The following is a 23,867-nucleotide window of genomic DNA, read 5'->3' on the forward strand; positions in this document are numbered from 1 at the left end:
TGTTTCCGGTTGAAGCTCAGCGATCCTTCATGGTGGGATCGAGTACGATGCGCAAGGACTCCCCCAGCGCGTTGAATGCCAGCGAAATGACGAGAATGGCCAGTCCGGGCGCATACATCTGCTCCGGGGCGATCTCCATGTATTGATAGGCGCGGGCCAGCATGGCGCCCCAGCTCGGGTTCGGTGGCTGGATGCCGAGACCGAGAAAGCTGAGGCTGGCTTCCGCAAGCAGGGCCGCGGCCAACAGCAGGGTCACCTGGACGATGACCGGCTGCAGCGAATTCGGCAACACGTGCTTCCACAGGATATGCCAGGCCGGCGCGCCGAAGCAGCGCGACGCGTCGACATAGAGTTCCTGGCGCACGATCAGCGTGCGCGCCCGTACGATCCGCGCCAGCGCCGGAAACATCACGATGCCGACGGCGATCATGCCGTTGGTGAGTCCGATGCCGAGCGCGCCGGTCACCGCGATCGCCAGCACGATGGCGGGAAACGACAGAAAGGTGTCGATCACTCGGCTGATGATATCATCGGTCCAGCCGCCGAAGAAACCGGCGGCCAATCCAACCGGCAACCCGATGGCGACGGCGACGCTGACGGCGAGCAGGCTCGCATACACGGTGGCCGGCGCGCCGTAGATCAGCCGGCTGAAGATGTCGCGGCCGAGATCGTCGGTGCCGAGCAGATGGCCTGGACCGGGCGCCGCCAGCATATTGTTGATGTCCTGCGCGGTCGGCGAATAGGGCGCGATCCACGGCGCGCCGATCGCGACGACGACGAGTCCGAGCAGGACGACGATCGCCAGCGCCGCGCGCAGATCCGAGGCCAGCCACCTGACGAAGCGGCGCAGGCGCGTCATTGCCGCCGGACGAGGCCGGCTGTGGAGCACGAGGTCGCTCATTGCTCGATCCTCGGGTCGACCGCCGCGCACAGCAGATCGGCGATCAGGTTGACCAGGATGACGACGATCACCATGGTGAACACCACACCCTGCACGATCGGGAAATCGCGCTGAATGGCGCCGCGAACGATCAGACTTCCCAGGCCGGGAATGGCGAACACCGCTTCGATGACCACGGTCGCCGCCAGCATGCGATTGACCATTAGGCTGATGATGGTGAACAGATTGACGCTGACGTTCTTGAGGCCGTGCTGCCAGAGAATTCTGGCCATCGAGAGCCCCTTGGCGTGCAGCGTCCGTACATATTGCGACGACAGCACCTCCAGCAGCGAGCCGCGCAGCTGCCGCGCCACCTCGGCCATGCCGTAAGCTGCGATGGCAATTCCAGGCAGCAGCGCATGCCGGATCGCCTCCCACGGCGACACCGCGAAGGATTTCGCTCCCGTGGCCGGCAGCCAGTTCAGCCTCAGCGAGATCTCGGCGACCAGGATCATGGCGAGCCAGAATCCAGGGATCGCCACGCCGAGCGAGGCGACCATACTGACCAGCTTGTCGACCCAGCCGTTGGGCTTGATCGCCGCCACGATACCCATCGGGATCCCGGTCAGGAGCGCCAGCACCAGCGCGATAGCTACGATCAAAAGGGTATTGGGAAAGGCCCGGGAGATCGAAACCGCGACCTTCTCTCCCGTCAGCAGCGATTGCGAGAGGTCGCCCTGGACGGCGTTTCCGAGCCACGAGCCGTACTGCACCATGAACGGCCGGTCGAGACCGTATATTTTCCTGATCTCGGCGATGCGGACGTCGGAAGCGTTGTCGCCCGCCAGCGTCACCGCGATGTCGCCGGGCACCAGCTTGAGCAGCGAAAACACCATGAAAGTCGCGAGCAGGATCACCGGCAGCGCCTGCAACAGGCGGCTGCCGATCACCTTTGCCGGACTTCGTCGCGCCATCCCCTAGCTCTCCAGCCAGACGTCGTCGTATTTCGGCTTGCCGAGCAGGTTCGGCCTGTAGCCTTGCACCTTCTTGTTCATCGCGACCAGTTCGAACTGGAAGGCGAGCGGCGCGACGAAGGCGTTCTCCATCACGAGCCGCTGCACGGTCGCGAATGCCTTGCTGCGGATCTGGATATCTTCGGAGGCGCGCGACTCCTTGATCGCGGCTTCCAGTTCCGCCGGCACCGCCCCCCTGCCGCCGTTGTAATAGGCGTCCTTGGTGAACATCAGCGAGTAGGTCAGGCTCGGATCCGGCCGTCCGGTCCAGGCGGCGAGCAGCCCGGAGCCCCGCTTCTCGGCGCCGAAAAACGCCGCCGAGGCCTCGGCAATCGGCGCGTTGAGGAAGCGCACGCCGATGCCCACCTTGCGGAACTGCTCGATCAGGATTTCCTGGCGCTGAACCGAATCCTGATCCGGATAGCCGACGAGTTCGATCGTCGTTCCCTCCTTGAAGCCGGCTTCGGCGAGCAGCTTGCGCGCCCGGCCGGGATCGTAAGGCGTGAGCGCGGCGACCGATTTGTCGTAGGCCCAATGCGATTTCGGCAGGTTCATGTAGGCCGGCTCGGCAAGGCCCGCGAGCGCCGCCTTGACGAAGGATTCGCGATCGATCGCCAAGTTGAACGCCTTGCGCACCCTGATGTCGTCGAACGGCGGCTTTGCCCAGTTCAGGAAGATCTGGAAGACGTAGAGCGTCGGGCCGTTGAAGACCTTGAGGTTGTTCGAGCGTTCCACGACCACCTTCTGCCGTGGCGGCAGCTGATAGATCAGATCGTTCTGCCCGGCGGTGACCGAGCGCACGCCAGTGGTCAGCTCGGGAATGATCGCGAATTCGATGCCATCGGGATAGGGCCGGTTCGCCTTCCAGTATTTCTCATTGCGCTTGACGACGATCCGCTCGCCGTCCGCCCAGCTGACGAATGTATAGGCGCCGGCGCCGACCGGGGTGCGCGCGACGTTGCCGGCCGCGCTGGCCTTGAGCGCCGTCGGCGACACCATCATGCCCGCGCGATCGCTGAGGATGCCCGGCAACGCGGCGTCGGGCGCATTCAGTTTCAAGGTCACCTGCATCGGACCGGTGACGGCCACCGACGCCATGGTCGCAAGATCCGCCTTGATGTTGGATTTGGGATCGCTCTTGTTGCGCTCGAGGTTGAACTTGACGGCCTCCGCATCGAGCGGCGTGCCGTCGTGAAAGGTCACGCCTGGGCGGATATTGAGCACGAAGATGGTCGGATCGGTGAAGCTCCAGCTCTCGGCGAGACCCGGCCTCGGCTTCAGGGTCTCGAAGTCCCACTCGGTCAGTGTGTCGTACATGGTGAACAGGAATGCGTGATCCGAGCCGGCGCCGCCGGTGGCCGGATCGAGACTCGAGGGGTTGGTCGGCGCCGAAATGCGCAGGACGCCGCCGCGTTTCGGTGCGCCCTGTGCGTGGGCATTGCCGCCGAGCGCGACGCCGGCCACGGCGCCCGATAGCAACGCCATCGCCTCGCGCCGTGTCGTCCACATCTTTACTCTGGTCATGGCATTGTCCTCCATCGAAGGTGATGATCGTCAGCTCGGCGAAAAATTCGGGCGATCGGCGAAATGGCAGGCGACCCAGTGATCCGGCTCCAGTTCGCGCCAGGCCGGCGTCTGCCCGGCGCAGATCGCTTGCGCATACTGGCAGCGGGTGCGGAAACGGCATCCCGAAGGCGGATCGATCGGGCTCGGGATCTCGCCCTGCAGGATAATGCGACGGTCGCTGCGCATCGACGAGGGCAGCGGCAGCGGTTCCGCCGACAACAGCGCATGGGTATAGGGATGCAGCGGCCGCCCCGAAACGCTCTCGGCCGGGCCGAGCTCGACGAAGCGGCCGAGATACATCACCGCGATGCGGTTGCTGATGTGCGAAACCACCGACAGGTCATGGGTGATGAACACATAGGTCAGGCCGAGATCGCGCTGCAGCTCGGCGAACAAATTGAGCACGTCGCCGCGGATCGACATGTCGAGCGCCGCCACGACCTCGTCGCAGACGATCAGCTTCGGCCGCAGCGTGAGTGCGCGCGCAATGATGACGCGCTGTTTTTGTCCGCCGGAAAGCTGGTGCGGATACCGCTCGCCAATCTCCTCGGGCAAGCCGACCCGATCCATCGCCTCCCGTGCACGCGCGAGGCGCTCGGCCCTGATCCCTGCACGCGCCAGTTCGAGCGGTTCCAGCACCGACGAGATGATGGTCATGCGCGGGTTCAGCGCGGCATTCGGATCCTGAAAGATGATCTGGTAGTCACGGCGATGGCTCTGGAACGCCTTCCGCGGCAACGCCTGCGGATCAGCGCCGTTGTGCAGAATGGCGCCCGCCGTCGGCTTCAGGAGAAACACCAGCGCCCGGCCGATGGTGGTCTTGCCCGATCCGGACTCGCCGATGATTCCGAACGTCTCGCCACGGCGGACGTCGAAGCTGACGCCATCGACCGCCTTTACCGTCGCGCGGCGGTCCATGGTCTGAAAGCCCACCTCGAGGTCTCGCACCGAGACGATCGGATCCGCTTTGGTTTCGGCGCCCGGGGACATCATTGCCGCGCCACCCTTGCCGCAATCGGCGCGGAGGCCGCGTGTTGCAACGCGCCGGGCAGTTCGAGCTCCCGGAAGCGCCAGCAACGGACCTTGCGGCCGTCGCCGGCGTCGAGCAGTTCCTGCTCGGCCTCGCAGCCCGCGGTGGCGTGCGGGCAGCGCGCCTTGAATCGGCACCCCTCGGGCATGTCGGCAATCGAGGGAACGCGCCCCGGAATCGACGGCAGCTTTCCGAGGCGCGGACTGAGGTGCGGCAGCGAGCGCAACAGGCCGGAGGTATAGGGGTGAAGCGGCCGAACCAGCGCAGCGTCGACCGCCGCGTCCTCGATCACCTCGCCCGCATACATGGTGATCATGCGGGTACAGGTTTCGGCGACCACGCCGAGATCGTGGGTAATGAGCATCAATGCGGTATTCGAGGTTTCGCTCAGGCTTCGCAGCAGTTCCAGGATCTGCGCCTGCACCGTGACGTCGAGCGCGGTGGTCGGCTCGTCGGCGATCAGCAATTGCGGTCCGCAGATCAGCGCAGCCGCGATCATGACGCGCTGGCGCATACCGCCGGAGAGCTGGTGCGGATATTCGTCGATGCGCCGTTCAGGCGACGCGATGCCGACCCGGCGAAGCATATCGATGGTCTGCGCCCGCGCCTGCTCCTTGCCGACATCGGTGTGAACACGCAGGGTCTCGGCGATCTGGTGCCCGACGGTGAACACCGGATCGAGCGCGCTCATCGGCTCCTGAAAGATCATCCCGATCCGGCGCCCCCGAATCGAGCGCATCGTCCTTGCGCTGCAAGAGGCCAGATCGACGTCATCAAACAGGATCGAGCCGTCCAGGCCGGAGAGATTGTTGGGCAGCAGCCGCAGGATCGAAAGGCCGGTGATGGTCTTGCCGCAACCGCTTTCGCCGACGATGCCGACGCGCTCGCCCGGCGCCATGTCGAAGTCGATCTTGCGCGTCGCCTGCCACACGCCCTGCGCGGTCTTGAAGCGAATGCCGAGCCCGCGCACCGACATCAGCGGGCCGCCCGTGGCAGCCGCTGCCGATATACGTTCTGCCGCGCGGCCCGTTTCCATCAGCCTGCCGCCCGCTTCTTCTCTTTCACGAGCTGCTCTTCCATCAGCATTTCGGTACCGATGATGCCCTCGCGCGCCAGCTGATCGATCTCGACGTCGGACAGCCCGAGCATGCCGGCCAGTATTTCTCGGTTGTGCTCGCCGAGCGTCGGCGGAGCCGAGCGAATCTCGAACGGCGCGCCGTTCTCGCGGAACGGCATCGAAGGTTGCGGATGCCGGCCGATGAAGGCCCGATCGATCTCCTGAATGAATCCGCGCGCATGCAAATGCGGGTCCTTCAGCAGTTCGATCGGCAGCCGCGCCACGCCCGCTGCGACGCCGGCGGCCTGCAATGCGCCCATCGCATCGTCGGGCGTACGCGTCGAACTCCAGTTTGCGATGGCCGCCTCGATCTCGCCCTCGATGCTTCGCCGGCCGGCGGCGCTGCCCAGCGTTTCGTCCGCGGCCCAGTCGGCGCGGCCCAGCACCCTGCACAGCTTTGGCCACATCGCATCGCCGGAAACGGCGACCACGATCCAGTTGTCGCTGCCGGCGCAGGGGAAACAGCCATGCGGCACAAAGTCCGGGTGACGATTGCCATGTTTCACAGGTGCCTTGCCGTCGATCGAATGGGCGACGATCCAGGGCGCGGCGAACGGCATCATGCATTCGATCTGCGCGAGATCGATGAATTGGCCCTTGCCGGTCAGCCTTGCGTGGATCAGCGCCGTGAGTACGGCCGCACAGCCGTTCAATCCGCCGACGGCATCGCCGAACGCGGTGTGGCTCATGACCGGCGGCCCGTTGGCGTCGCCGACGACGCTCGGGAGCCCCGAGCCCTGCTCCAGCGTCGAGCCATAGGCGCGGCAGTCGCGGTGGATGCTGCCCGCGCCGAACGCCGACATCGACATCATGACGATCCTTGGATTGAGCTCGCTGAGCACTTCGTAGCCCAACCCGAGCTTCGGCAGCACTTCGACCGAGTAATTGTCGACGACGAGATCGGCGTCGGCGAGCAAGCGTTTGGCAAGCTGCAGGCCCTGCGGCCGGGTCAGATCGAGCGTGATGCCGCGCTTGTTGCGGTTCATGATGCAGTAGCGCACCGACTTCTCGTACATCTGTTCGAGCACGTAGGCCGGCCGCCGGTCGACGCCGCGCCACCAGTCGGGATACTGAGTTGCCTCGATCTTGATCACGTCGGCGCCGAGATCGGCCAGCGTCCGCGTGCAAATCGGGCCCGCCCAGCCCATCGAGAAATCGATCACCCGCACGCCCTCCAGCGGCAAGCGCTTTAGATCGCCCGGTTCGATCGCCGGAGCGCGCACGGCCACGTCGCTTGAACGAGATGTGGCTCGCTGCCCCTCGCCGATCGCCGGAACCGCCCCGCCGCGCCGCGGCGGCGTGCCCGTCAGCCGCTGCATCGAGCCCGCAGTAAACCCGGTCTCGTCGCCGATGGCGATCGGGACGATCGCTCCACGCGAGTTCTTTTCGGCGTCGCCGATCAGGTCGCCGATATCGGGCACCGGGACGATGGGGATCTTTCGCTTCAATCCTTCCGCAAACCACTCCTGCGCGGTGCGCTGTTTCAGCTTCGGAATGAATTTGCTTTCGATTTCTTCCATACGCTGCAACCGGTCGACGCCCATGAACAGCGTTGCGTCGTCGCGCAGGTCGTATAGTTCGAGCATCTCGCAAAAGGCGCGCCACTGCGCAGGGGTCACCGTGGTGACGCCCAGCCAGCCTTGCTTGGTTTCATAGATGCCGACGGGAAAGGTCGGCCAGAAACGGTTGACGCCGATCCGGCGCATGATGTCGCCGCGCGTAAACGACTCGAACATGATGTATTCGGTAACGGCGATGCTCGACTCGAAGATGCTGAGCGCGCTGGTGCGGCCGTGTCCATCCTGCATGCGGCCGAGCACGGATGACGCCGCGGCGATGAAGCCCCAGAGGCCGGCGAAGATACCGGTCTGGAAATCGGGCGCGTGCGCTGGCGGCCCCTCGACCGGACCGACCAGCTTGACCAGGCCCGTCAGCGCGCGAATGGTCGAGTCGGTTGCCTCGAACTTCGCATAGGGACCGTCGGGACCGAACCAGCTGACGTCGACATGAATGAGGCCGGGATGGCGTTGCTTGAGCGCGGCGAGATCGAGTACCGGGCAGTCCGCCGCGTCCACGGCGCGGCCGTCGATCAGGATGTCGCAGTTTTCGATCAGCTCAGTCAGGCGCGCCGCGCTGCCCGCATCGAGCGCGACGCTCGACTTGTTGAAGTTCAGGAATGCGAACCACGCGCTCTGCCCTTTCGGCGTCAATGGCGCGGTGCGGCGAAGCGGGTCACCCTGCGGCGGTTCGATCTTGTGAACGGCCGCGCCGAAGTCCGCAAACAGGCGTGCACAGTAGCTCGCCGCCGCCGCACTTCCGATCTCGACAATTCGCAGATGCGACAACGCCCCCATCACGCTTCCTCGTTGCCAAATGACCAGCGCGCATGGCGTCCAGTTCGGCTGCTCGTTGCCGAACATGAAACCTCGGTTGGTTTCCGATGCAAGCGGAATTTTGTTCCGTGTTACGGAATTGGCTGACATGCACCGTTGCTGCGCAGGCGCGCGCTGGAAACCGGCGAACCGGCATTCCACAGCGTGCGAAGAGCAGGCGTCGCCCAACCCGTTCTCGAATCCCGATTGTGCAACGACAGGAAGCAGAGCAAATTCCTCTTCTCACCCTCGGGCCGATGTCGGCCATGCAACCGGGAATAACAAGATGGCTCGCCTGCCCTATCTCGAGGCCGACCAGATCGCGCCCGAGTATCGCGACATGCTCAAGCGCAACACCAATCTGCACAAACTGCTGGTCAATTCGCCCGACATGGCGCGCGCCTTCAACGGAGTCGGCAGCTATATCCGCTTCAACAGCAAACTCGACCCGCGGTTGCGCGAACTCGCGATCCTTCAAGTCGGCTGGATGGAGAAATCGGAATACGAGTTCACCCATCACGTGAAGATCGGCAAGGAGTTCGGCGTTTCCGATCAGGATATCGCCGGCCTGATGGCCGAGACCGAGGGTCAATCCTCAACCCTCGAACCGCTCGCCAGGGCGATCCTGAAAGGCGCCCGCGAGATGGTGCGCGAACTCGCGATGTCCGAAGCCACCTTCGCCGAAATCAAGAAAGAGCTCAGCGACGAGCAAATGACCGACCTGGTGCTCACCATCGCCTTCTACTGCGCCGTGGTCCGCGTGCTCGCCACCATGAAGATCGACAATGAACCCACCTACAAAGAGGTACTGCAACAGTACCCGATTCCGGGAGTGAACTGACATGCGCCTGAAAGATCGCATCGCCATCGTCGTCGGTGCCGGCCAGAGCCCCGGCGAAGGCATCGGCAACGGCCGCGCCACCGCCCTCACCTTCGCGCGCGAAGGCGCTCGCGTGCTGTGCGTGGATCACCATCTCAATTCGGCGCAGGAGACGGTCGACATGATCGGCGCCAAAGGAGGCACGGCGGCAGCCTTCAAGGCCGACGTCACCAGGACTGCCGAGCTCAAGGCAATGGTATCGGATGCGGTGGCCCGCTGGGGCCGTGTCGATATCCTGCACAACAATGTGGGAGTCAGCATCGCCGGCGGCGATGCCGAGCTGCTCGATATCACCGAGGAGGCGCTCGACCGCTGCGTGGCCATCAACCTCAAGAGCTGCATCTTCGCGGCCAAGCACGTCATCCCGATCATGCGCCAGCAGATGAGCGGCGCGATCATCAATATTTCCTCGATGGCCGCCATCACCACCTATCCCTATGTCGCGTACAAGGCGACCAAATCGGCGATGATCTCCTTCACCGAGCAGCTCGCCTACCAGAATGCGCAGTATGGCATCCGCGCCAACGTCATCCTGCCCGGCTTGATGAACACGCCGATGGCGGTCGATACCCGCGCCCGCGAATTCAAGAAAAGCCGCGCCGAGGTCGAGGCCGAGCGCGATGCAAAAGTACCGTTGCGCAGCAAGATGGGCACCGGCTGGGACGTCGCCAACGCGGCCCTGTTCCTGGCCTCGGATGAGGCCGGCTTCATCACCGGCGTGACGCTGCCGGTGGACGGTGGCGCGAGCGTGCGGCGGGGTTAGGTTTGTGCATAGCCCCGTTGGCGCAATGGCCGTTGCACGACGCCCGAAGCGCTGGTTACCTTCTCCCGACATCAACCGGGCATAGGCTTCGCTTCAAGAAAGCCGGATCTCGCCGCCTGCAGGGAGCAAACGACACATGGCCGCTTCGCGTGAAGCCAGCGCCTCAACCGGCGTGACGCCGGCGCTCGACTTCGATGCCATCGTCATCGGAGCCGGCATGTCGGGCATGTACCAGCTCCATCGATTGCGTGAACTCGGGATGCGGGTGCGCGTGTTCGAGGCCGGCACCGGCGTCGGCGGCACTTGGTACTGGAACCGCTATCCGGGGGCGCGCTTCGATTCCGAAAGCTACTCCTACGGCTATTCCTTTTCGCCGGAACTGCTGGAGGAGTGGGACTGGTCCGAGCATTTCGCCGGCCAGCCGGAAACGCTGCGCTACCTCAATCACGTCGCCGACAAGTTTGACCTGCGCCGCGATATCCAGTTCCGCAGCCGGGTCGCGGCTGCAACCTGGTCGGAGGGCACGCGCAGCTGGAGTGTGACGCTGCAGGACAGCAGCCGCTTCCGCACCCGCTTCCTGATCACCGCGATCGGCCCGCTCTCCTCCCCCACTTTGCCGCGGATTGAAGGGGTGAACGTTTTTCAGGGACAGTCTTTTCATACTGCCCGATGGCCGCATGAGCCGGTCGACTTCACCGGCAAACGCGTGGCGGTGATCGGGACCGGCGCCACCGGCGTACAGACCATCCAGACCATCGCCGGGAGCGTCGGCCATCTCACCGTGTTCCAGCGTACGCCGAACTGGTGCGCGCCGTTGCACAACGGCAAGATCGATGCCGAGACGCAGAAGAAGATCAGGGCTAGCTACCCCGAAATATTCAGGCGCTGTCAGGAGACCTTTGCCTGCTTCCTGCACAACCCCGACCCCCGCGGAGCGTTCGAGGTCTCCGACGAGGAGCGCGAAGCCTTCTTCGAGAAACTCTATAGCGAGCGCGGCTTCGGCATCTGGCAGGGCAATTTCCGCGATATCCTGATCGACCGCAAGGCGAACGCGACGATCAGCGATTTCGTGGCACGCAAGATCCGCCAGCGGGTGAAGGACCCGAAGGTCGCGGAAAAGCTGATCCCCAGGAATCACGGCTTCGGCACCAGACGGCTGCCGCTGGAGACCTTCTATTACGAGGCCTACAACCGGGACAATGTCGAATTGGTCGACATCACGGAAACTCCGATCGAGCGCATTACGCCCAAGGGAATCAAGACCAGCGACAAGGAATACGACTTCGACATCATCATCTACGCGACCGGCTTCGACGCCATCACCGGCAGTTTCGACAAGATCGACTTGCGCGGCACAGACGGCGTGCGGCTGAAGGACAAATGGAAGAGCGGCCCGCAGACCTTTCTCGGCGTCATGGTCGATGGCTTCCCCAACATGATGATGCTGATGGGACCGCACACCGCGCTCGGCAACATTCCGCGCAGCATCGAATACAATGTCGACTGGGTGACCGGCCTGATCGGTTATGCCCGGCAATCCGGCCTGACGCGCGTCGAGGCTACGCCAGCGGGCGTCGCGACATGGACCGATCACGTCAAGGCGCTCGGGGTGGGGCTGCTCTCCAACGAAGTCAACTCCTGGATGACCGGGATCAACAGCAATGTCGAAGGCAAGCAGACGCGCATCGTCGCGCGCTATAGCGGCAGCGCTCCCGCCTACCGGGCCAGATGCGACGAGGTGGCGGCTAAAGGGTATGACGAACTGGTACTTGCCTAGGCCGGACCGCGGCGTCGAAATTGCGGCTTCCGCTTGCCGAGAAAGGCCGCGACGCCTTCGTCGAATTCCTCGCTGCCGAAGGCGATGGCCTGGGTCATCGCCTCCTCGTTGAGAAAGTCCGGGATCGAGTTGTAGGCCTGGTTGAGCAGGGATTTCGTCAGGCCGAGCGAGGTTGCTGGTCCGGCGGCCAGCGACTGCGCCAGCGCGAGCGCTTCCGGAATCAAGGACGCCGCGGGAACGACGCGCGTCGCCATTCCCCATGTCAGCGCCTCCTCGGCGGTGACCCGCCGGTTGGTCATCAGAAGGTCCTTGGCACGCAGCATTCCGACGGCGCGGGGCAGCGTCAGCGCCAGGCCCAAATCGGGAGCGGCGCCAAGTCCGGGGAATCCGGCCTGGAAATAGGCGTTGTCGGCCGCCACCACGAAATCGCACATCATGGCGAGGGAAAAGCCCGCCCCCGCAGCGGCGCCGTTGACAGCCGCAATCACCGGCTTTTCGCCGGCAAGCAGCAATTTGACCCAGGCGTGGCTTTGATGCAGCCGCCTGCGCACCGATGGTGCGCTGCGATCCGCCATGTTGGTGATGTCACCGCCGGCGCAGAACGCCTTTTCCGTCCCGGTGATGACGATGCATCGGACGGCGCCGTCGGACAACAATCGCGGGACCTCGGTCTCAAGGCCGCGCTTGATCGCCGCGCTGAGCGCATTCATCGCTTGCGGCTGATTGAGCCGCAGTACGGCAATGTCATCCCTGATCTCGACGATAACGGCGTCCACATTGAGCTCCCGACTTGTCCGTACATCCCGCGGCTTGCCGCGAGGATATCGTCGTGCCCAGCGAATTGAAATCGAATTTCTCGCTGGCGGGACGATCTGCTTCGACGTAGATGTGCAATTAAAAAGGAAAGTCTCGATGACCTTGACGATGGGATTGCGACGGTCGCTTGCACTCGACGGCGGAGCGGAGGCGCTTGTCAGCGAGGAAACGCGGCTGAGCCGCCACCAATTCGTCGATCGCGTGGCCCGGCTTGCCGCGGCACTGCGGGACCTTGGCATGCGGGACGGCGACCGGGTGGCCATGCTGGCGGCCAACGGCCACCGCTATGTCGAATTCTATTTCGGCGTTCTGTGGGGCGGTGGAGTGATCGTCCCGATCAACTCGCGCTTTGCGCTCGCCGAAATGATCGAGCAGGCACGCGATGCCGAACCCGTCGTGCTGATCGTCGACGACACCTTTGCTGCAATGGGCGAGGAGCTGGCGAAAAATGTAACGTCGATTGCAGCGCTGGTGATGGCCGGAAATGCCGTCGCCATCAACCGGGCCGTCAAGTCCATTGGCTATGAGGATGCTCTCAGCGGCGCAAAGCCGATCGCGGATGCGATGCGCAAGGAGAGCGATCTCGCATGTCTGTTCTACACCGGCGGCACCACCGGCCGCTCGAAGGGGGTGATGCTGAGCCACAGCAATCTGTGGGCCAACGCGATGGCGACGATCGCGCATCTCGGCCTCGACGAAAACCTGGTGCATCTTCATTCCGGTCCGCTGTTCCACCTCGGCGCCGGCGCGCGCGTCTACACCACGGCCGTGGCCGGCGGCAAGCACGTTGTGGTCTCGCGCTTCACCCCGCAACAGGCGCTCGCCACCATCGCCCGGGAGAAGGTCACGGTCGCCACCTTCGTTCCGACCATGCTGGCGATGCTGCTGGAGCTGCCGGATCTCGAGAGCTATGACCTGTCCAGCCTGCGGCTGATCACCTACGGCGCCTCGCCGATGCCCGAGCCGGTGCTGCAGGAATGCCTGCGGCGCCTGCCCCAGGTCCGTTTCGCCCAGTCCTACGGGATGACCGAATTGTCGCCGGTTGCAACCATGCTCGGTGCCGAGCATCACATGCCGGGCGCACCGCCCGGCCGATTGCGCTCCGCCGGACGGCCGGTCTACTCCGCCGAGGTCCGCGTCGCCGATACCGAGGATCACGAATTGCCGCGCGGCGAAGTCGGCGAAATCATCGTGCGGGGACCGATCGTGATGATGGGCTATTGGCGCAAGCCTGAACTCACCGCCGAAACGCTGCGCAACGGCTGGATGCACACCGGCGATTCCGGCTATTTCGATGATGACGGCTTCCTGTTCATCGCCGATCGCATCAAGGACATGATCATCAGCGGCGGTGAGAACGTCTATTCGATCGAGGTCGAAAACGCGATCGCCTCGCATCCGGACGTCGCCGAATGCGCGGTCATCGGCATTCCCGATCCGCGCTGGGGTGAAGCCGTGCATGCCATCGTGGTTGCGCGCGCCGGCACCGGCCTCACCGCCGAGGAGATCCAGCGGCATTGCCGAACCTCGATCGCCGGCTACAAATGTCCGCGCAGCGTCGATCTGCGCAGCGAGCCGTTGCCGCAGTCGAGCGTCAACAAGATCGACAAGGCAGCGTTGCGCGCACCGTTCTGGAGCGGCCGGACCCGCCAGGTCAACTGAAGGCCTCGCTCACCGGCCTTCCGGAGCCAGCCTTTGCGTGAAGAACGCCAGGATCTCGTCGCGCGCCGCGATCGTCGGCTGGCCCGCCTCGTCGATCAAATGAGCGGTCACGACGCTATGAGGGGTCGTGACATGGCGTTCGAAAAACGGCGGCAGATCGCGGTTCGCCGCGCTATCGGGAAGCACGCGCCCGATGAAGCGGTCGCCGAGCGCCTCGGCATAGGCCGCGAAGCGCTGGGCCATGCAGAACTTGTCGCCCTCGAAGCGATAGGCCAGCACGGTCAGATCGTCCTGCTCCAGCCGCTGGCGGATCGCCTTGACTTCCTCAGGCGCGATTTCGATCCCCGCGGGATTGTTCAGCGGCAGTGACGGCTGAGAGAGCACCGGCGCCAGCATCGACGGCTCGAGCATCATCGTCAGTGCGAAATTTCCGGTGAAGCACATTCCGATGGCGCCGACGCCGGGACCGCCGCATTCTTCATGCGCAAATCTCGCCAGCGACCGCAGCCACTTCGTCACCGGGCTGGACTCGTTGGCGGCGAAGGCACGGAACTCGGCGCTGACACAGGCGCGCTGAAAGACGGCCGCGCCCTCCTCCGCGCCGGGCACGGCACCGTCGCGGCCGAACAGCGACGGCATGTAGACGGTGAACCCGGCGTCGCGAACCCAGCGCGCGAAGCGCGCCACGTGCGGGCTGATGCCCGGCATTTCCGTCATGACGATGACCGCCGGCCCGTTGCCGGCCACATGCACCGCCTTGGCGACGCCGTCGAGCGTGATCTCGCGGCGCGTGAAATCCTCCAGCGGATCGTCCTGCTTCATCGACCGTTTCGGCATCGGTGGTTCCTGCAATATCGGGCGACGCTCAGGCAGAAGGCGCAGCCAGTGACTGGAGGTGCTTGTAGCCGGCAGCTTTCACGAAGTCGGCGAGATGCCACAACGCGCCGCTGGCCCCCCACGTCCCGTCGGCCACCTCGGAGATGATTACCGAGGTCATCACCGGTCGCGGGTCGGCTGGCGATTTGGCCGCAGCAGCGGCCTCCTGGATCAGGCGCACGGCCCCGGCGCGGCCGGCTTCGTCAATCACGCCCGCCGGGGCGTGGAACAGCACGATCACCGGCAGCACCCGCGAGGCAGGATCGTTGCCGCCTGCAAAGAAATGGCCGGCCTTGACCTCCTCGATCACAACCCAAGTGGTGAACTCCTGGCGCGGATCATCGCCGATCTGCTCCACCTGTTTGGCGACAGCGGTAATGCCCCCTGCCCAAACGGTCGCACCCGGCAGCGTCAAATGCGCCTTGCGGCACCTTCACAATGATATTCGGCATCAGGGGCTCTCTCTGCTCGCGGCGAAACCAGCGGACCCGCGACATCGGGTCCGCAGGCAGCGCTTCGCTGTTTTCATGCGGCAATCATTGCGATTCCGCGCCCGAGCAGCTAGTGTCAAAAATGACATTAATCGGGCAAAATTTGACATGACCAGAGTTGCGGTCGTCGAGATCCAGGGCTGCATGGCCTCGAGCGCCGCCATCACGCACGACGTGATGGCGACAGCCAACCGCATCAGCGGGACGACGAAGCGCGCTCTGCCGTTCAACGTCGATACGGTCCGCTACGGATCGCGCCGAAACAGCGAAGCGCTGCGCGATGCCGAGCTGATTATCGTCCCTGGGCTCGGCATTGCGTCAGCGGATGAACTGGACGGAAAACTGAAGAGCCCCGCCTGCCGGCGCGCGGCCGCCATGCTGGCTGAAGCGTTTCAAGCCGGCGCCGCGCTCGCGGCATCCTGTGCGAGCACGTTCCTGCTCGCGGAAACCGGATTGCTGGACGGCCGGCGGGCGACCACGACATGGTGGCTCGCGCCGGTGTTCCAGCGCCGCTATCCCGAGGTCGAACTGGTGACCGACCAGATCGTCGTGGCCGATTGGCCCATTGCCACTGGCGGCGCCGCGATGGCGCAGATGGATCTGATGCTTGCGGTGGTGAGCCGGTTCGCCGGAACAAGCCTGGCCAAGGCCTGCGCCAACTATCTTCTTCTCGATGAACGGCGTTCACAGGCGCCGTTCATGGCCGTCACCTATCTGGCGGGTCAGGACCCCAGGATGGCGAAGGCCGAAAGCTGGGCTCGCGACAATATTGCCCGGGACTTCAGTATCGACGAACTCGCCGGGGCGGTTGCTTTGGCGCCCCGCACCTTCGCGCGCCGGCTTGCGGCGACCTGCGGCCTCACCCCTATTCAGTTCGTGCAGCGGATCAGGGTCGAGACGGCGCGCCTGCTGCTCGAGACCACGCGCCTGCCCGTCGATCAAATCGCGCGAAAGGTCGGGTATGCGGAGCCCTCGACCCTTCGCCGATTGATCCGGCGCGATACCAGACACGCGCCCGGACACTTCCGTCCCGTGGCCTGAGCGCGGCGGACGATCCCTCGTCCGCCGTCCAGCCACCATCGATGCCCGGCCGCGCGCGCTTCCTCGAACTCGGCTAGTCGCGAAATGCAAAAGGTCCCGCAAGGGACCTTTTGAAACTCACACCGCGTCTTTTGCCGCCTTGACCGGGCGCGCTCTGACGATCTTCCGGGCCGGCTTGGCCTTGAACATCATGGGCTCGCCGGTGAACGGGTTGGTGCCCTTGCGCGCCTTGGTGGCGGGCTTCTTGATCACCACGAATTTGGCAAATCCGGGAACCAGGAAGACGCCGCTCTTCTTGAGCTCCTTGTAACCGATCGTCGCCAGGGTCTCGAGCACGCCCTTGACGTCCTTCTTTGCCACTTCGTTCTCGGCAGCGATTTTTTCGATCAGCTGCGACTTTGTCATCTGTACGGCCATTTGGGCTCCTGTAGGTTGATTCGCATCGCAGACAGTATTGCGAAACTTGCGCAAAAACCGCGCGTTTCGCGATCTGCACAGTTTTGTTGATACCCCTGCCCGCTTACCTGACGCGCCGAATCAGCGGTCCTGAGGCTTCAAAATAGCAAAACTACGGCGATTGCGCGGGAGAATAGTTCAACGGGGCACCACCGCCGTCGCCTCAATCTCGACCCGCGCCGCCTTTTCGACCAGGCGCACGACCTGGACCAGCGCCATCGCGGGGTAATGCGTGCCGAACAGTTCGCGATAGATCCGGCCGAGCGCCTTCAGGTTCGCCAGGTATTCTTCCATATCGACGACATACCAGGTGAGACGGACCAGATGTTCCGGCCGCGCGCCGCCCTCGGCGAGGATGGCGGAAATGTTGCTCAGGGTCTGGCGGACCTGCGCGACAAAGCCGGTTGCCAGATGACCTTGATGGTCCCAGCCGATCACGCCGCCGGTCACCACGAGGCGGCCGTCGGCCGCCATGCCGTTGGCATATCCCTTCGGCGCCAGCCAACCGCTCGGCTGCAGGATCTGCGGGTCGGTGGCCGGCGTCTCGCCCTTCGTCAACGGCAACACGGCGAGTGTCGGCGCCTTTGGCGTGCTCACAAGCAAATCTCCATCGAATGCATTATTCCGCGGCCATGCCCGCCGAGGCCGCCCCGGCCTGCGCTATCTGCCGCAGGGCGAACCGCCTCAGCTTGCCGGTTTCCGTCTTCGGCAGTTGCGCGACGAATTCGATCGCGCGCGGATATTTGTACGGCGCGATCTCGCGCTTGACATGGTCCTGGAGGTCGGCCGCCAGCGCGGCGTCGCCCTCTATGCCGGCAGCGAGGACCACATAAGCCTTGACGATCATGCCGCGCGCCTCGTCCGGTGCGCCGACGACGCCACATTCGGCCACCGCCGGATGGCTCAGCAATGCGGCTTCCACCTCGGGACCGGCGATGTTGTAGCCGGAGGAAACGATCATGTCGTCGGACCGCGCCACGAAAGACAGGCGGCCCTTCTGGTCGCGGATGAACGCATCGCCCGTCAGGTTCCAGCCATTGCGCACATAGCTCGTCTGCCTGGAATCCGCGAGATAGCGGCATCCGGTCGGGCCGCGAACCGCGAGTTTGCCGACGGTACCCGGCGGCAATTCGTTCATGTCATCGTCGACGACCTTTGCCTCATAGCCGGAAACCGGATGTCCCGTGGTTCCGGCGACGGCGTCGCCGATCCGGTTGGTGATGAAGATGTGCAGCAGTTCCGTGCTGCCGATGCCGTCGAGAATCGGTTTGCCGGTCTTGCGGGTCCAGCTTTCGAATACCGGCGCCGGCAGGGTTTCGCCGGCCGAAACCGCAAGACGCAGCGACGACAGATCGGCGCCCTTGTCCATCGCGGTCATCATCGCCCGATACGCGGTCGGCGAAGTAAAGCAAATCGTCGCCTTGTAGGTCTGAATGATCTTGACCATCTCGCCGGGCGCCGCGTTTTCCAGCAGCGTCGCGGTGGCGCCGAACCGCAATGGAAAGATCGCAAGACCGCCCAGTCCAAACGTAAAGGCAAGCGGCGGCGACCCGACGAAGACATCATCCGGAGTGACGTTGAGCACTTCCCTGGCATAACCGTCGGCGATGATCAGGAGATCGCGATGGAAATGCATCGTCGCCTTGGGTTCGCCCGTCGTGCCGGAGGTAAATCCCAGCAACGCGACATCGTCCCGTCCGGTCTTCACCGCATCGAACCGGACCGGCTTGTTCAGCGCCACCCGGTCGAGTTCGGCATCATGGTTCGAGGTTCCGTCAAAATTCACGACCTGCTTGAGAAACCGGCTGGTCTTTGCGCACGCGACCAGTTCGTCGGCGATCCGGCTGTCCGTCAGCGCGAGAGCGATCTCCGCCTTGTCGACGATCTTGGTCAATTCGCCGGCACGCAGCATCGGCATGGTATTGACGACGACGGCGCCGGCTTTCGTTGCTGCAAGCCAGGCCGCGACCAGGGCCGGATTGTTGCCCGAGCGTATCAGAACCCGGTTGCCGGGCTTGACGCCGTAATTCTCCACCAGCGCATGCGCAAGGCGGTTCGACCAGTCGGCGAGTTCCTTGTAGGTGCGCTGGCGGCCGTTGCCGATCAGCGCAATGCGATCGCCGTAGCCCTTCTCGACGATCCGATCGGTCAGCTCGACCGCGACGTTGAGATATTCGGGATACTGAAACTCCGGCCGGTCGAGAAGCAGTTCCGGCCATTGCTCGAATGGCGGAAGATTTCGCCGCGCGAAGTCGTCGACGTGACCCGATGGGCCAAGATTTTGAACTTCAAGGCTGGGAATAGCACCTGACATTTCATCGCCCCTCGTTTTTCGGGATGAGACCAATATCCAGGCCGTCCGGCAGCGCCCTATTCGCAAACATTTTATACTTAAAGCAATTTGGCGCAATAGCCCAGATCCGGGCCATCCGACATTTTTTTGAAACCTAGCGCCCCGCCAGTTGCTTCAGCCGTGCAACCATTGGCGAGGCGGGATCGGCGAGCGGCGCGATGGCGGTGAAATGGTTGGCGCCGGGAACCACTGCGAACCGCGTTGCGACGCCGGCGGCGCCCCAGGCGTCGACGATGGTTCGGCTTTGCCGGAGATACTCGGCGCTTTCCTTCTCACCCACGACTGCATCGAAGCTTTTCGCTGCGGGCGCGCCCCAGAACAACGGGCTGGCGGCCCTCGCGGCTGCATCGTCGAGATGCAAGGCCCGGTTGATCGAGGTCTCGACCAGCGGCCCAAGATCGAACAGTCCCGAAATGGCGTAGGCCGACGGCACGAGGTCTCGCGGCAAGGAGGCATCAATCGAGGGCCAGTCGGTCGCCAGCATGCAGGCGGCAAGGTGTCCGCCGGCAGAATGGCCGCTGACGACGAGGGATTGCCCGGTCTTTCCCAGTTCGCGGCAAGCATCCCGCATTTCATCAATGATGCGGTCGATAGTGACGTCGGGGCAAAGGTCATAGCCTGGAACGGCGAAGCCGATGCCGTGGGCGTTCAAGCCGCCGGCAAGATGGCTGAAAAACGAACTGTCCAGCGCCTGCCAGTAACCGCCATGGATAAAGACGACCATCGGCCCGTCATGGCTGCCTGGAAAGTAATCGATTACATTGCGCGCGCCGGCGCCGTAGCGGACAGACCGAGGCGGCTGTCGCTCGCGATAGGCCGCCGCATCCCTCGCCCAGCCTGCGATCAGCGACGGGTTTTCCGGAACCCGGGCCCGGTTGTTGTACTCGACCTCGTAGTCGACCGGCGCGCTCACCGCTTACGGCACTCTTTTCTGCGCGGACTTCTGCGCCGAGCCCTTGGTCTTGGCCAACAGCCGCATCAATTCGCGAACGTCTTTCGGCGACAGATCCGAAAATATATCGGCGATCCAGGTCTGGTGCTCCGCCGCCATCTTGCGAAATTCGGCCCGGCCGGTCTTGGTCAATCGGATGAGCTGCACGCGCCGGTCGGTATCCGACGTGCGCCGGTCGAGATGGCCGGATTCGACGAGCCGCTCGACCAGCCCCGTCACGTTGCCGTTCGAGACCATCATCCGCTTCGAGACATCGGATAGCGTCATGCCTTCCGGCACCTTGTCGAGCTGAGCCATCAGATCGAAGCGCGGCAGTGTGACATCGAACCGCTCGCGCAGCCGGCTGCGCACCTCGCCTTCGATCAGGGTCGTGCAAGTCAGGAGGCGTAGCCAAAGCCTGAGTTCATCGCCGTGATCTTCAGGTAGTTCGACCGCCTTGGTCTCGGAATCAAGGATCATGATGCAATCATACCTGCCAAGCCTCGCGGCAGCACGGATGCCGGTGCCGACAATATTGCATCCGTCCGCGTATATTTCGACCTTCAAATAATTCGCGGATGGCTGCAAGTCAAAACGCCGGCCGACGGCGGTTGATGTGCATTTTCCGGTTTCTTTAGGTTTCAAACAATTGGCGCGCGGCTTGCATGGCGCCTCGTGACCGGATCGGCGCGCATTGCGGCTTGCTTGCGGCGACCGCCATCATCGGAATAAGCTTGAAGCTCGCACCCGGATCAGGGTTGGCGCAACGGGAGACACAGCCATGAAGCAGCAGTTGAAGTTGGCCGGAATGGCGGTGCTCCTGAGCGTCGCGGCCGGACAGGCCATCGCGCAGGAGAAACTCAAGATCGGCGTCATCGTCACGCTGTCGGGTCCGGCGGCGGCGCTCGGCAAGCAGGTCCGCGACGGCTTCACGCTCGCGGTCAAGGATCTCGGCGGCAAGATGAGCGGCCGGGATGTCGAGGTCGTGGCGGTCGACGATGAACTCAAGCCGGACGGCGCCGTCACAAAGGTCAAGGGCCTGCTCGAACGCGACAAGGTCGACTTCGTGGTGGGACCGATCTTCTCCAATATCCTGCAGGCGATCCACAAGCCGGTGACCGACACCAGGACGTTCCTGATCAGCCCGAACGCCGGCCCCTCCAGCTACGCCGGCAAGAACTGCAGCCCGTTCTTCTACGCGACCTCCTACCAGAACGACCAGGTGTTCGAGGTCCTCGGTAAGGTCGCCCAGGACCGCGGCTACAAGCGCATCTATGTCATGGTACCGAATTATCAGGCCGGCAAGGATTCCGTCGCCGGGTTCAAACTCGACTACAAGGGAGAAATCGTCGAGGAGTCCTACATGCCGCTCGGCACCCTGGATTTCCAGGTCGAGCTCTCCAAGATCGCCTCGCTGAAGCCCGACGCCGTGTTCACCTTCATGCCGGGCGGCATGGGCGTAACATTAGTGAAGCAGTACAGGCAGGCTGGCCTTGCCGACAAGATTCCGGTTCTCTCGGCGTTCACGGTCGATGAGTCGACGCTGCCGGCGCAGCAGGACGCCGCGGTCGGCATGTTCGGGGGCGCGAACTGGGCGCCCAATCTCGACAATCCGCAGAACAAGAAATTCGTCGCCGGCTATGAGGCCGCCTATAACGGCGTACCCGGCACCTATGCCATGCAGGCCTACGATACCGCCATGCTGATCGACAGTGCTGTCAGGGCGGTCAAGGGCGACCTTTCCAACAAGGAAGCGGTCTCGGCGGCCTTGAGGAAGGCCGACTTCACTTCGTTGCGCGGCAGCTTCAAGTTCAACACCAACGGCTATCCGATCCAGAATTTCTATCTGACCAAGGTCGCGAAACGGCCGGATGGAAAATTCCAGACCGAAATCGCTGAAAGAGTGTCCGAGAACTACGGCGACCGTTACGCCAAGGATTGTACGCCGGGCAACTAATTGTACGCCGGGCAACCAGAGAACCAGGGAAGGAAACAAGACGATGACAAGCGAGATCACCGGCATCACCCGGGCCAACGAGGGCATGCAGGGAATTTCCTGGAATATCCTCGGCCAGGTCTATGTGCCGAAAAACCGCACCGACCACTGCTTCTCCTGGCATGCGACGTTGCCGCCCGGCACCTTCGTGCCGCCGCACATCCATCCGGATCAGGACGAGTATCTGTACATGCTGGAAGGCAAGCTCGATTTCGTGCTGGGCGGTGCCGAAGCCCAGGCAACCCCGGGCGACCTGATACGCCTCGGCATGGGGGTTCCCCACGGCATCTTCAACAAGTCCGATCAAACAGCGAAAGTGCTGTTCTGGGTAACACCGACCCAGAAACTCTACGACCTGTTCTGGGGCCTTCACAACATGAAGGAGCAGAAGCCCGAAGACGTCGTGGCGATGGCCGCGGAATTCAACATCCACTTCCTGCCACCGCCGCCGGGCGCGTGATTGACCTCATCCTGAGGAGCGGCCACTTGGCCGCGTCTCGAAGGATGAGAGGGACTGGTGCTCGACGCCGCGCGAGAGCGCGGCTCCTCAGGATGAAGCCTGTGCGCGCTGCTAACTACGCCCGCACCGCCGTCAATCCCGGCATCGCCGCAAAGCCGGCCTTGCTGGCATAGCCGCGCACAATAGCCTCGCGCTGGCTGTAACTGAGCACCTTGTCGATGTCGGTGAAGCCGTCGGGCGCCAGTTGCTCGACCGCATCGATCACGCCTTCCGGCCCGCCGCGACGGTTGGAACGCACGATCTCCGCCGTCATCGGCAATCGTTTCTGCTCGTAGGCCATCAGGGCCTGACGCGGATGTTCCGAGCGCACCAGCGCGTCGGCGAGACACCGCGCATCGAGAATGGCCTGCGAGGCGCCGTTCGATCCAACCGGATACATCGGATGGGCGGCATCGCCGAGCAGCGTGACCCGGCCGCTCGACCAGTACGGCAGCGGATCGCGGTCGCAGGTCGGGTATTCGTAGAATTCGGGCGTTGCCGAGATCAGGCTGCGCACGTCGACATGGGGCACCGAGAACCGCGCGACATGCGGCATCAGTTCATCGCGCCTGCCGGGCCGCGACCAGTCCTCACGGCGGGGCGGCGGTACGTTGCCTTCGCCGATCTTCACCAGCACCGCCCAGTTGGTCAGACGGCTGGCCGGGCTCGATCCCTCCGCGATGGGATAGACCACGACCTTGGCATGCAGGCCGCCGGCGACAATCATCGAACGGCCGCTCAGGAACACCGGCCAGTCGCGCGCGCCGCGCCACAGCATCAGCCCATTCCAGCACGGCGGCCCTTCATCCGGAAACAACGTTTCCCGCACCCTCGAATGGATGCCGTCAGCGCCAATCAGGATATCGCCGCGGACGGTCTCGGTGTGTCTGCCTGCGCGATCGAAGAAAAAGGCTGACACGCCGCCCTCGTCTTGGGTGAAGGCGCCCAGCCTGCAGCCGGTGTGGATCGCGTCACGTCCGAGCCGTTCCTCGACGGCGCGGTGGATCACGCTCTGCAGCCGGCCGCGATGAATCGAGAACTGCGGAACGTCGTGACCGGCATCGATGCCGCGGGCTTCGCGCCAGACTTCCTGACCATGGCGATTGAGGTAATAGAGTTCGTCGGTGCGGATCGCGACGTCGTCGAGCTGTTGCAGGAGACCGAGCCCTGCGAGTTCGCGGATCGCATGCGGCAGGGTGTTGATGCCGACGCCGAGTTCGCGGATGGAGTCCGATTGCTCGAACAGCTCGCAGCCGATGCCGCGCGCCCGCAGCATCAGCGCGGTGGTAAGGCCGCCAATACCGCCGCCGACGATAATTGCCTTCATCGCCCTACTCCACTCATACCG

Annotated in this window: 22 protein-coding genes; 7 read left to right on the forward strand and 15 right to left on the reverse strand. The window is 63.9% G+C overall.

The window, feature by feature from the left end:
* Positions 1-16: 16 nt before the first annotated feature.
* Genes KMZ68_RS19790 through KMZ68_RS19815 form a run of 6 tightly spaced genes read right to left on the reverse strand, consistent with a single transcriptional unit; the run spans position 17 to position 7,960 of the window.
* The gene (locus KMZ68_RS19790; RefSeq protein WP_215612854.1) at positions 17-901 is read right to left on the reverse strand and encodes an ABC transporter permease; all 885 of its coding nucleotides are present in this window, start codon (positions 899-901) and stop codon (positions 17-19) included.
* A complete protein-coding gene (locus KMZ68_RS19795; protein WP_215612855.1) occupies positions 898-1,854 on the reverse strand; it encodes an ABC transporter permease in 957 nt (318 codons plus the stop codon). Before KMZ68_RS19795 ends, KMZ68_RS19790 begins: the two co-directional genes overlap by 4 nt.
* Positions 1,855-1,857: 3 nt before the next feature.
* Positions 1,858-3,417, reverse strand: coding sequence for an ABC transporter substrate-binding protein (locus KMZ68_RS19800; protein ID WP_215612856.1), 1,560 nt, complete (start codon positions 3,415-3,417; stop codon positions 1,858-1,860).
* A 30-nt stretch (positions 3,418-3,447) separates the two neighbouring features.
* Positions 3,448-4,449: an ABC transporter ATP-binding protein gene (locus KMZ68_RS19805; RefSeq protein ID WP_371741480.1), complete on the reverse strand. Its 1,002-nt coding sequence runs from the start codon at positions 4,447-4,449 to the stop codon at positions 3,448-3,450.
* A complete protein-coding gene (locus KMZ68_RS19810; protein ID WP_215612858.1) occupies positions 4,449-5,525 on the reverse strand; it encodes an ABC transporter ATP-binding protein in 1,077 nt (358 codons plus the stop codon). The genes KMZ68_RS19805 and KMZ68_RS19810 overlap by 1 nt, the downstream gene beginning before the upstream one ends.
* Positions 5,525-7,960 carry a CaiB/BaiF CoA transferase family protein gene (locus KMZ68_RS19815; protein ID WP_215612859.1) on the reverse strand — a complete coding sequence of 812 codons (2,436 nt, stop codon included), beginning with the start codon at positions 7,958-7,960 and terminating at the stop codon, positions 5,525-5,527. Before KMZ68_RS19815 ends, KMZ68_RS19810 begins: the two co-directional genes overlap by 1 nt.
* A gap of 19 nt (positions 7,961-7,979) precedes the next feature.
* Between KMZ68_RS19815 and KMZ68_RS19820 the strand changes: the two genes are divergently transcribed.
* The 3 genes from KMZ68_RS19820 to KMZ68_RS19830 all read left to right on the forward strand — a co-directional run bounded on the left by KMZ68_RS19820 (position 7,980) and on the right by KMZ68_RS19830 (position 11,398).
* A complete protein-coding gene (locus KMZ68_RS19820) occupies positions 7,980-8,819 on the forward strand; it encodes a carboxymuconolactone decarboxylase family protein (protein WP_249779421.1) in 840 nt (279 codons plus the stop codon).
* A gap of 1 nt (position 8,820) precedes the next feature.
* The gene (locus tag KMZ68_RS19825) at positions 8,821-9,621 is read left to right on the forward strand and encodes an SDR family NAD(P)-dependent oxidoreductase (RefSeq protein WP_215612860.1); all 801 of its coding nucleotides are present in this window, start codon (positions 8,821-8,823) and stop codon (positions 9,619-9,621) included.
* Positions 9,622-9,757: 136 nt separating this feature from the next.
* Positions 9,758-11,398, forward strand: a complete 1,641-nt coding sequence (locus KMZ68_RS19830; protein ID WP_215612861.1) for a flavin-containing monooxygenase — start codon at positions 9,758-9,760, stop codon at positions 11,396-11,398.
* On the opposite strand, the gene KMZ68_RS19835 is transcribed toward KMZ68_RS19830, so the two are convergent.
* Entirely contained in the window at positions 11,395-12,174 is a 780-nt protein-coding gene (locus KMZ68_RS19835; RefSeq protein WP_249779422.1) for an enoyl-CoA hydratase/isomerase family protein, read from the reverse strand. The genes KMZ68_RS19830 and KMZ68_RS19835 overlap by 4 nt on opposite strands.
* 136 nt (positions 12,175-12,310) lie before the next feature.
* Between KMZ68_RS19835 and KMZ68_RS19840 the strand changes: the two genes are divergently transcribed.
* Positions 12,311-13,876, forward strand: a complete 1,566-nt coding sequence (locus tag KMZ68_RS19840; protein ID WP_215612862.1) for a long-chain-fatty-acid--CoA ligase — start codon at positions 12,311-12,313, stop codon at positions 13,874-13,876.
* A 9-nt stretch (positions 13,877-13,885) separates the two neighbouring features.
* Here the strand turns inward: KMZ68_RS19840 and KMZ68_RS19845 are convergent, their stop codons facing one another.
* Positions 13,886-14,713, reverse strand: a complete 828-nt coding sequence (locus KMZ68_RS19845) for a dienelactone hydrolase family protein (protein WP_215612863.1) — start codon at positions 14,711-14,713, stop codon at positions 13,886-13,888.
* 28 nt (positions 14,714-14,741) lie between these two features.
* Positions 14,742-15,167 (reverse strand): hypothetical protein, encoded by a 426-nt coding sequence (locus KMZ68_RS19850; protein WP_215612864.1) that lies wholly within the window; start codon positions 15,165-15,167, stop codon positions 14,742-14,744.
* A 184-nt stretch (positions 15,168-15,351) separates the two neighbouring features.
* On the opposite strand from KMZ68_RS19850, the gene KMZ68_RS19855 reads away from it, so the two are divergent.
* Complete coding sequence (locus tag KMZ68_RS19855) at positions 15,352-16,284, forward strand: GlxA family transcriptional regulator (protein ID WP_215612865.1); 933 nt, start codon at positions 15,352-15,354, stop codon at positions 16,282-16,284.
* A 117-nt stretch (positions 16,285-16,401) separates the two neighbouring features.
* Here KMZ68_RS19855 and KMZ68_RS19860 read toward each other — a convergent pair whose 3' ends face one another.
* The 5 genes from KMZ68_RS19860 to KMZ68_RS19880 all read right to left on the reverse strand — a co-directional run bounded on the left by KMZ68_RS19860 (position 16,402) and on the right by KMZ68_RS19880 (position 20,504).
* The gene (locus KMZ68_RS19860; protein WP_215612866.1) at positions 16,402-16,701 is read right to left on the reverse strand and encodes an HU family DNA-binding protein; all 300 of its coding nucleotides are present in this window, start codon (positions 16,699-16,701) and stop codon (positions 16,402-16,404) included.
* A 177-nt stretch (positions 16,702-16,878) separates the two neighbouring features.
* Positions 16,879-17,337 carry a RidA family protein gene (locus tag KMZ68_RS19865; RefSeq protein WP_215612867.1) on the reverse strand — a complete coding sequence of 153 codons (459 nt, stop codon included), beginning with the start codon at positions 17,335-17,337 and terminating at the stop codon, positions 16,879-16,881.
* Positions 17,338-17,359: 22 nt separating this feature from the next.
* On the reverse strand, positions 17,360-19,054 hold the full coding sequence (locus KMZ68_RS19870) for an AMP-binding protein (protein ID WP_215616408.1): 1,695 nt from the start codon (positions 19,052-19,054) through the stop codon (positions 17,360-17,362).
* Between the two features lie 133 nt (positions 19,055-19,187).
* Entirely contained in the window at positions 19,188-20,006 is an 819-nt protein-coding gene (locus KMZ68_RS19875; protein WP_215612868.1) for an alpha/beta hydrolase, read from the reverse strand.
* A 3-nt stretch (positions 20,007-20,009) separates the two neighbouring features.
* Positions 20,010-20,504, reverse strand: a complete 495-nt coding sequence (locus KMZ68_RS19880; protein WP_215612869.1) for a MarR family winged helix-turn-helix transcriptional regulator — start codon at positions 20,502-20,504, stop codon at positions 20,010-20,012.
* 301 nt (positions 20,505-20,805) lie between these two features.
* On the opposite strand from KMZ68_RS19880, the gene KMZ68_RS19885 reads away from it, so the two are divergent.
* Together KMZ68_RS19885 and KMZ68_RS19890 are read left to right on the forward strand one after the other, a co-directional pair.
* A complete protein-coding gene (locus KMZ68_RS19885) occupies positions 20,806-21,981 on the forward strand; it encodes an ABC transporter substrate-binding protein (RefSeq protein ID WP_215612870.1) in 1,176 nt (391 codons plus the stop codon).
* A gap of 43 nt (positions 21,982-22,024) precedes the next feature.
* Positions 22,025-22,480 carry a cupin domain-containing protein gene (locus KMZ68_RS19890; RefSeq protein WP_215612871.1) on the forward strand — a complete coding sequence of 152 codons (456 nt, stop codon included), beginning with the start codon at positions 22,025-22,027 and terminating at the stop codon, positions 22,478-22,480.
* Between the two features lie 115 nt (positions 22,481-22,595).
* Here KMZ68_RS19890 and KMZ68_RS19895 read toward each other — a convergent pair whose 3' ends face one another.
* On the reverse strand, positions 22,596-23,846 hold the full coding sequence (locus tag KMZ68_RS19895; RefSeq protein ID WP_215612872.1) for a flavin-dependent oxidoreductase: 1,251 nt from the start codon (positions 23,844-23,846) through the stop codon (positions 22,596-22,598).
* Positions 23,847-23,867 lie beyond the last annotated feature (21 nt).

Source organism: Bradyrhizobium sediminis (genome assembly GCF_018736105.1).
In the GTDB taxonomy this organism is placed as follows: Bacteria; Pseudomonadota; Alphaproteobacteria; order Rhizobiales; family Xanthobacteraceae; genus Bradyrhizobium.

Coding starts and splice junctions, on each gene's coding strand:
- KMZ68_RS19885 (WP_215612870.1), top strand. CDS start 20,806: ATGAAGCAGCAGTTGAAGTTGGCCGGAATGGCGGTGCTCCTGAGCGTC.
- KMZ68_RS19860 (WP_215612866.1), bottom strand. CDS start 16,701: ATGGCCGTACAGATGACAAAGTCGCAGCTGATCGAAAAAATCGCTGCC.
- KMZ68_RS19805 (WP_371741480.1), bottom strand. CDS start 4,449: ATGTCCCCGGGCGCCGAAACCAAAGCGGATCCGATCGTCTCGGTGCGA.
- KMZ68_RS19815 (WP_215612859.1), bottom strand. CDS start 7,960: ATGGGGGCGTTGTCGCATCTGCGAATTGTCGAGATCGGAAGTGCGGCG.
- KMZ68_RS19795 (WP_215612855.1), bottom strand. CDS start 1,854: ATGGCGCGACGAAGTCCGGCAAAGGTGATCGGCAGCCGCCTGTTGCAG.
- KMZ68_RS19820 (WP_249779421.1), top strand. CDS start 7,980: ATGACCAGCGCGCATGGCGTCCAGTTCGGCTGCTCGTTGCCGAACATG.
- KMZ68_RS19880 (WP_215612869.1), bottom strand. CDS start 20,504: ATGATCCTTGATTCCGAGACCAAGGCGGTCGAACTACCTGAAGATCAC.
- KMZ68_RS19840 (WP_215612862.1), top strand. CDS start 12,311: ATGACCTTGACGATGGGATTGCGACGGTCGCTTGCACTCGACGGCGGA.
- KMZ68_RS19845 (WP_215612863.1), bottom strand. CDS start 14,713: ATGCCGAAACGGTCGATGAAGCAGGACGATCCGCTGGAGGATTTCACG.
- KMZ68_RS19790 (WP_215612854.1), bottom strand. CDS start 901: ATGAGCGACCTCGTGCTCCACAGCCGGCCTCGTCCGGCGGCAATGACG.
- KMZ68_RS19895 (WP_215612872.1), bottom strand. CDS start 23,846: ATGAAGGCAATTATCGTCGGCGGCGGTATTGGCGGCCTTACCACCGCG.
- KMZ68_RS19870 (WP_215616408.1), bottom strand. CDS start 19,054: ATGTCAGGTGCTATTCCCAGCCTTGAAGTTCAAAATCTTGGCCCATCG.
- KMZ68_RS19855 (WP_215612865.1), top strand. CDS start 15,352: ATGACCAGAGTTGCGGTCGTCGAGATCCAGGGCTGCATGGCCTCGAGC.
- KMZ68_RS19800 (WP_215612856.1), bottom strand. CDS start 3,417: ATGACCAGAGTAAAGATGTGGACGACACGGCGCGAGGCGATGGCGTTG.
- KMZ68_RS19830 (WP_215612861.1), top strand. CDS start 9,758: ATGGCCGCTTCGCGTGAAGCCAGCGCCTCAACCGGCGTGACGCCGGCG.
- KMZ68_RS19825 (WP_215612860.1), top strand. CDS start 8,821: ATGCGCCTGAAAGATCGCATCGCCATCGTCGTCGGTGCCGGCCAGAGC.
- KMZ68_RS19810 (WP_215612858.1), bottom strand. CDS start 5,525: ATGGAAACGGGCCGCGCGGCAGAACGTATATCGGCAGCGGCTGCCACG.
- KMZ68_RS19890 (WP_215612871.1), top strand. CDS start 22,025: ATGACAAGCGAGATCACCGGCATCACCCGGGCCAACGAGGGCATGCAG.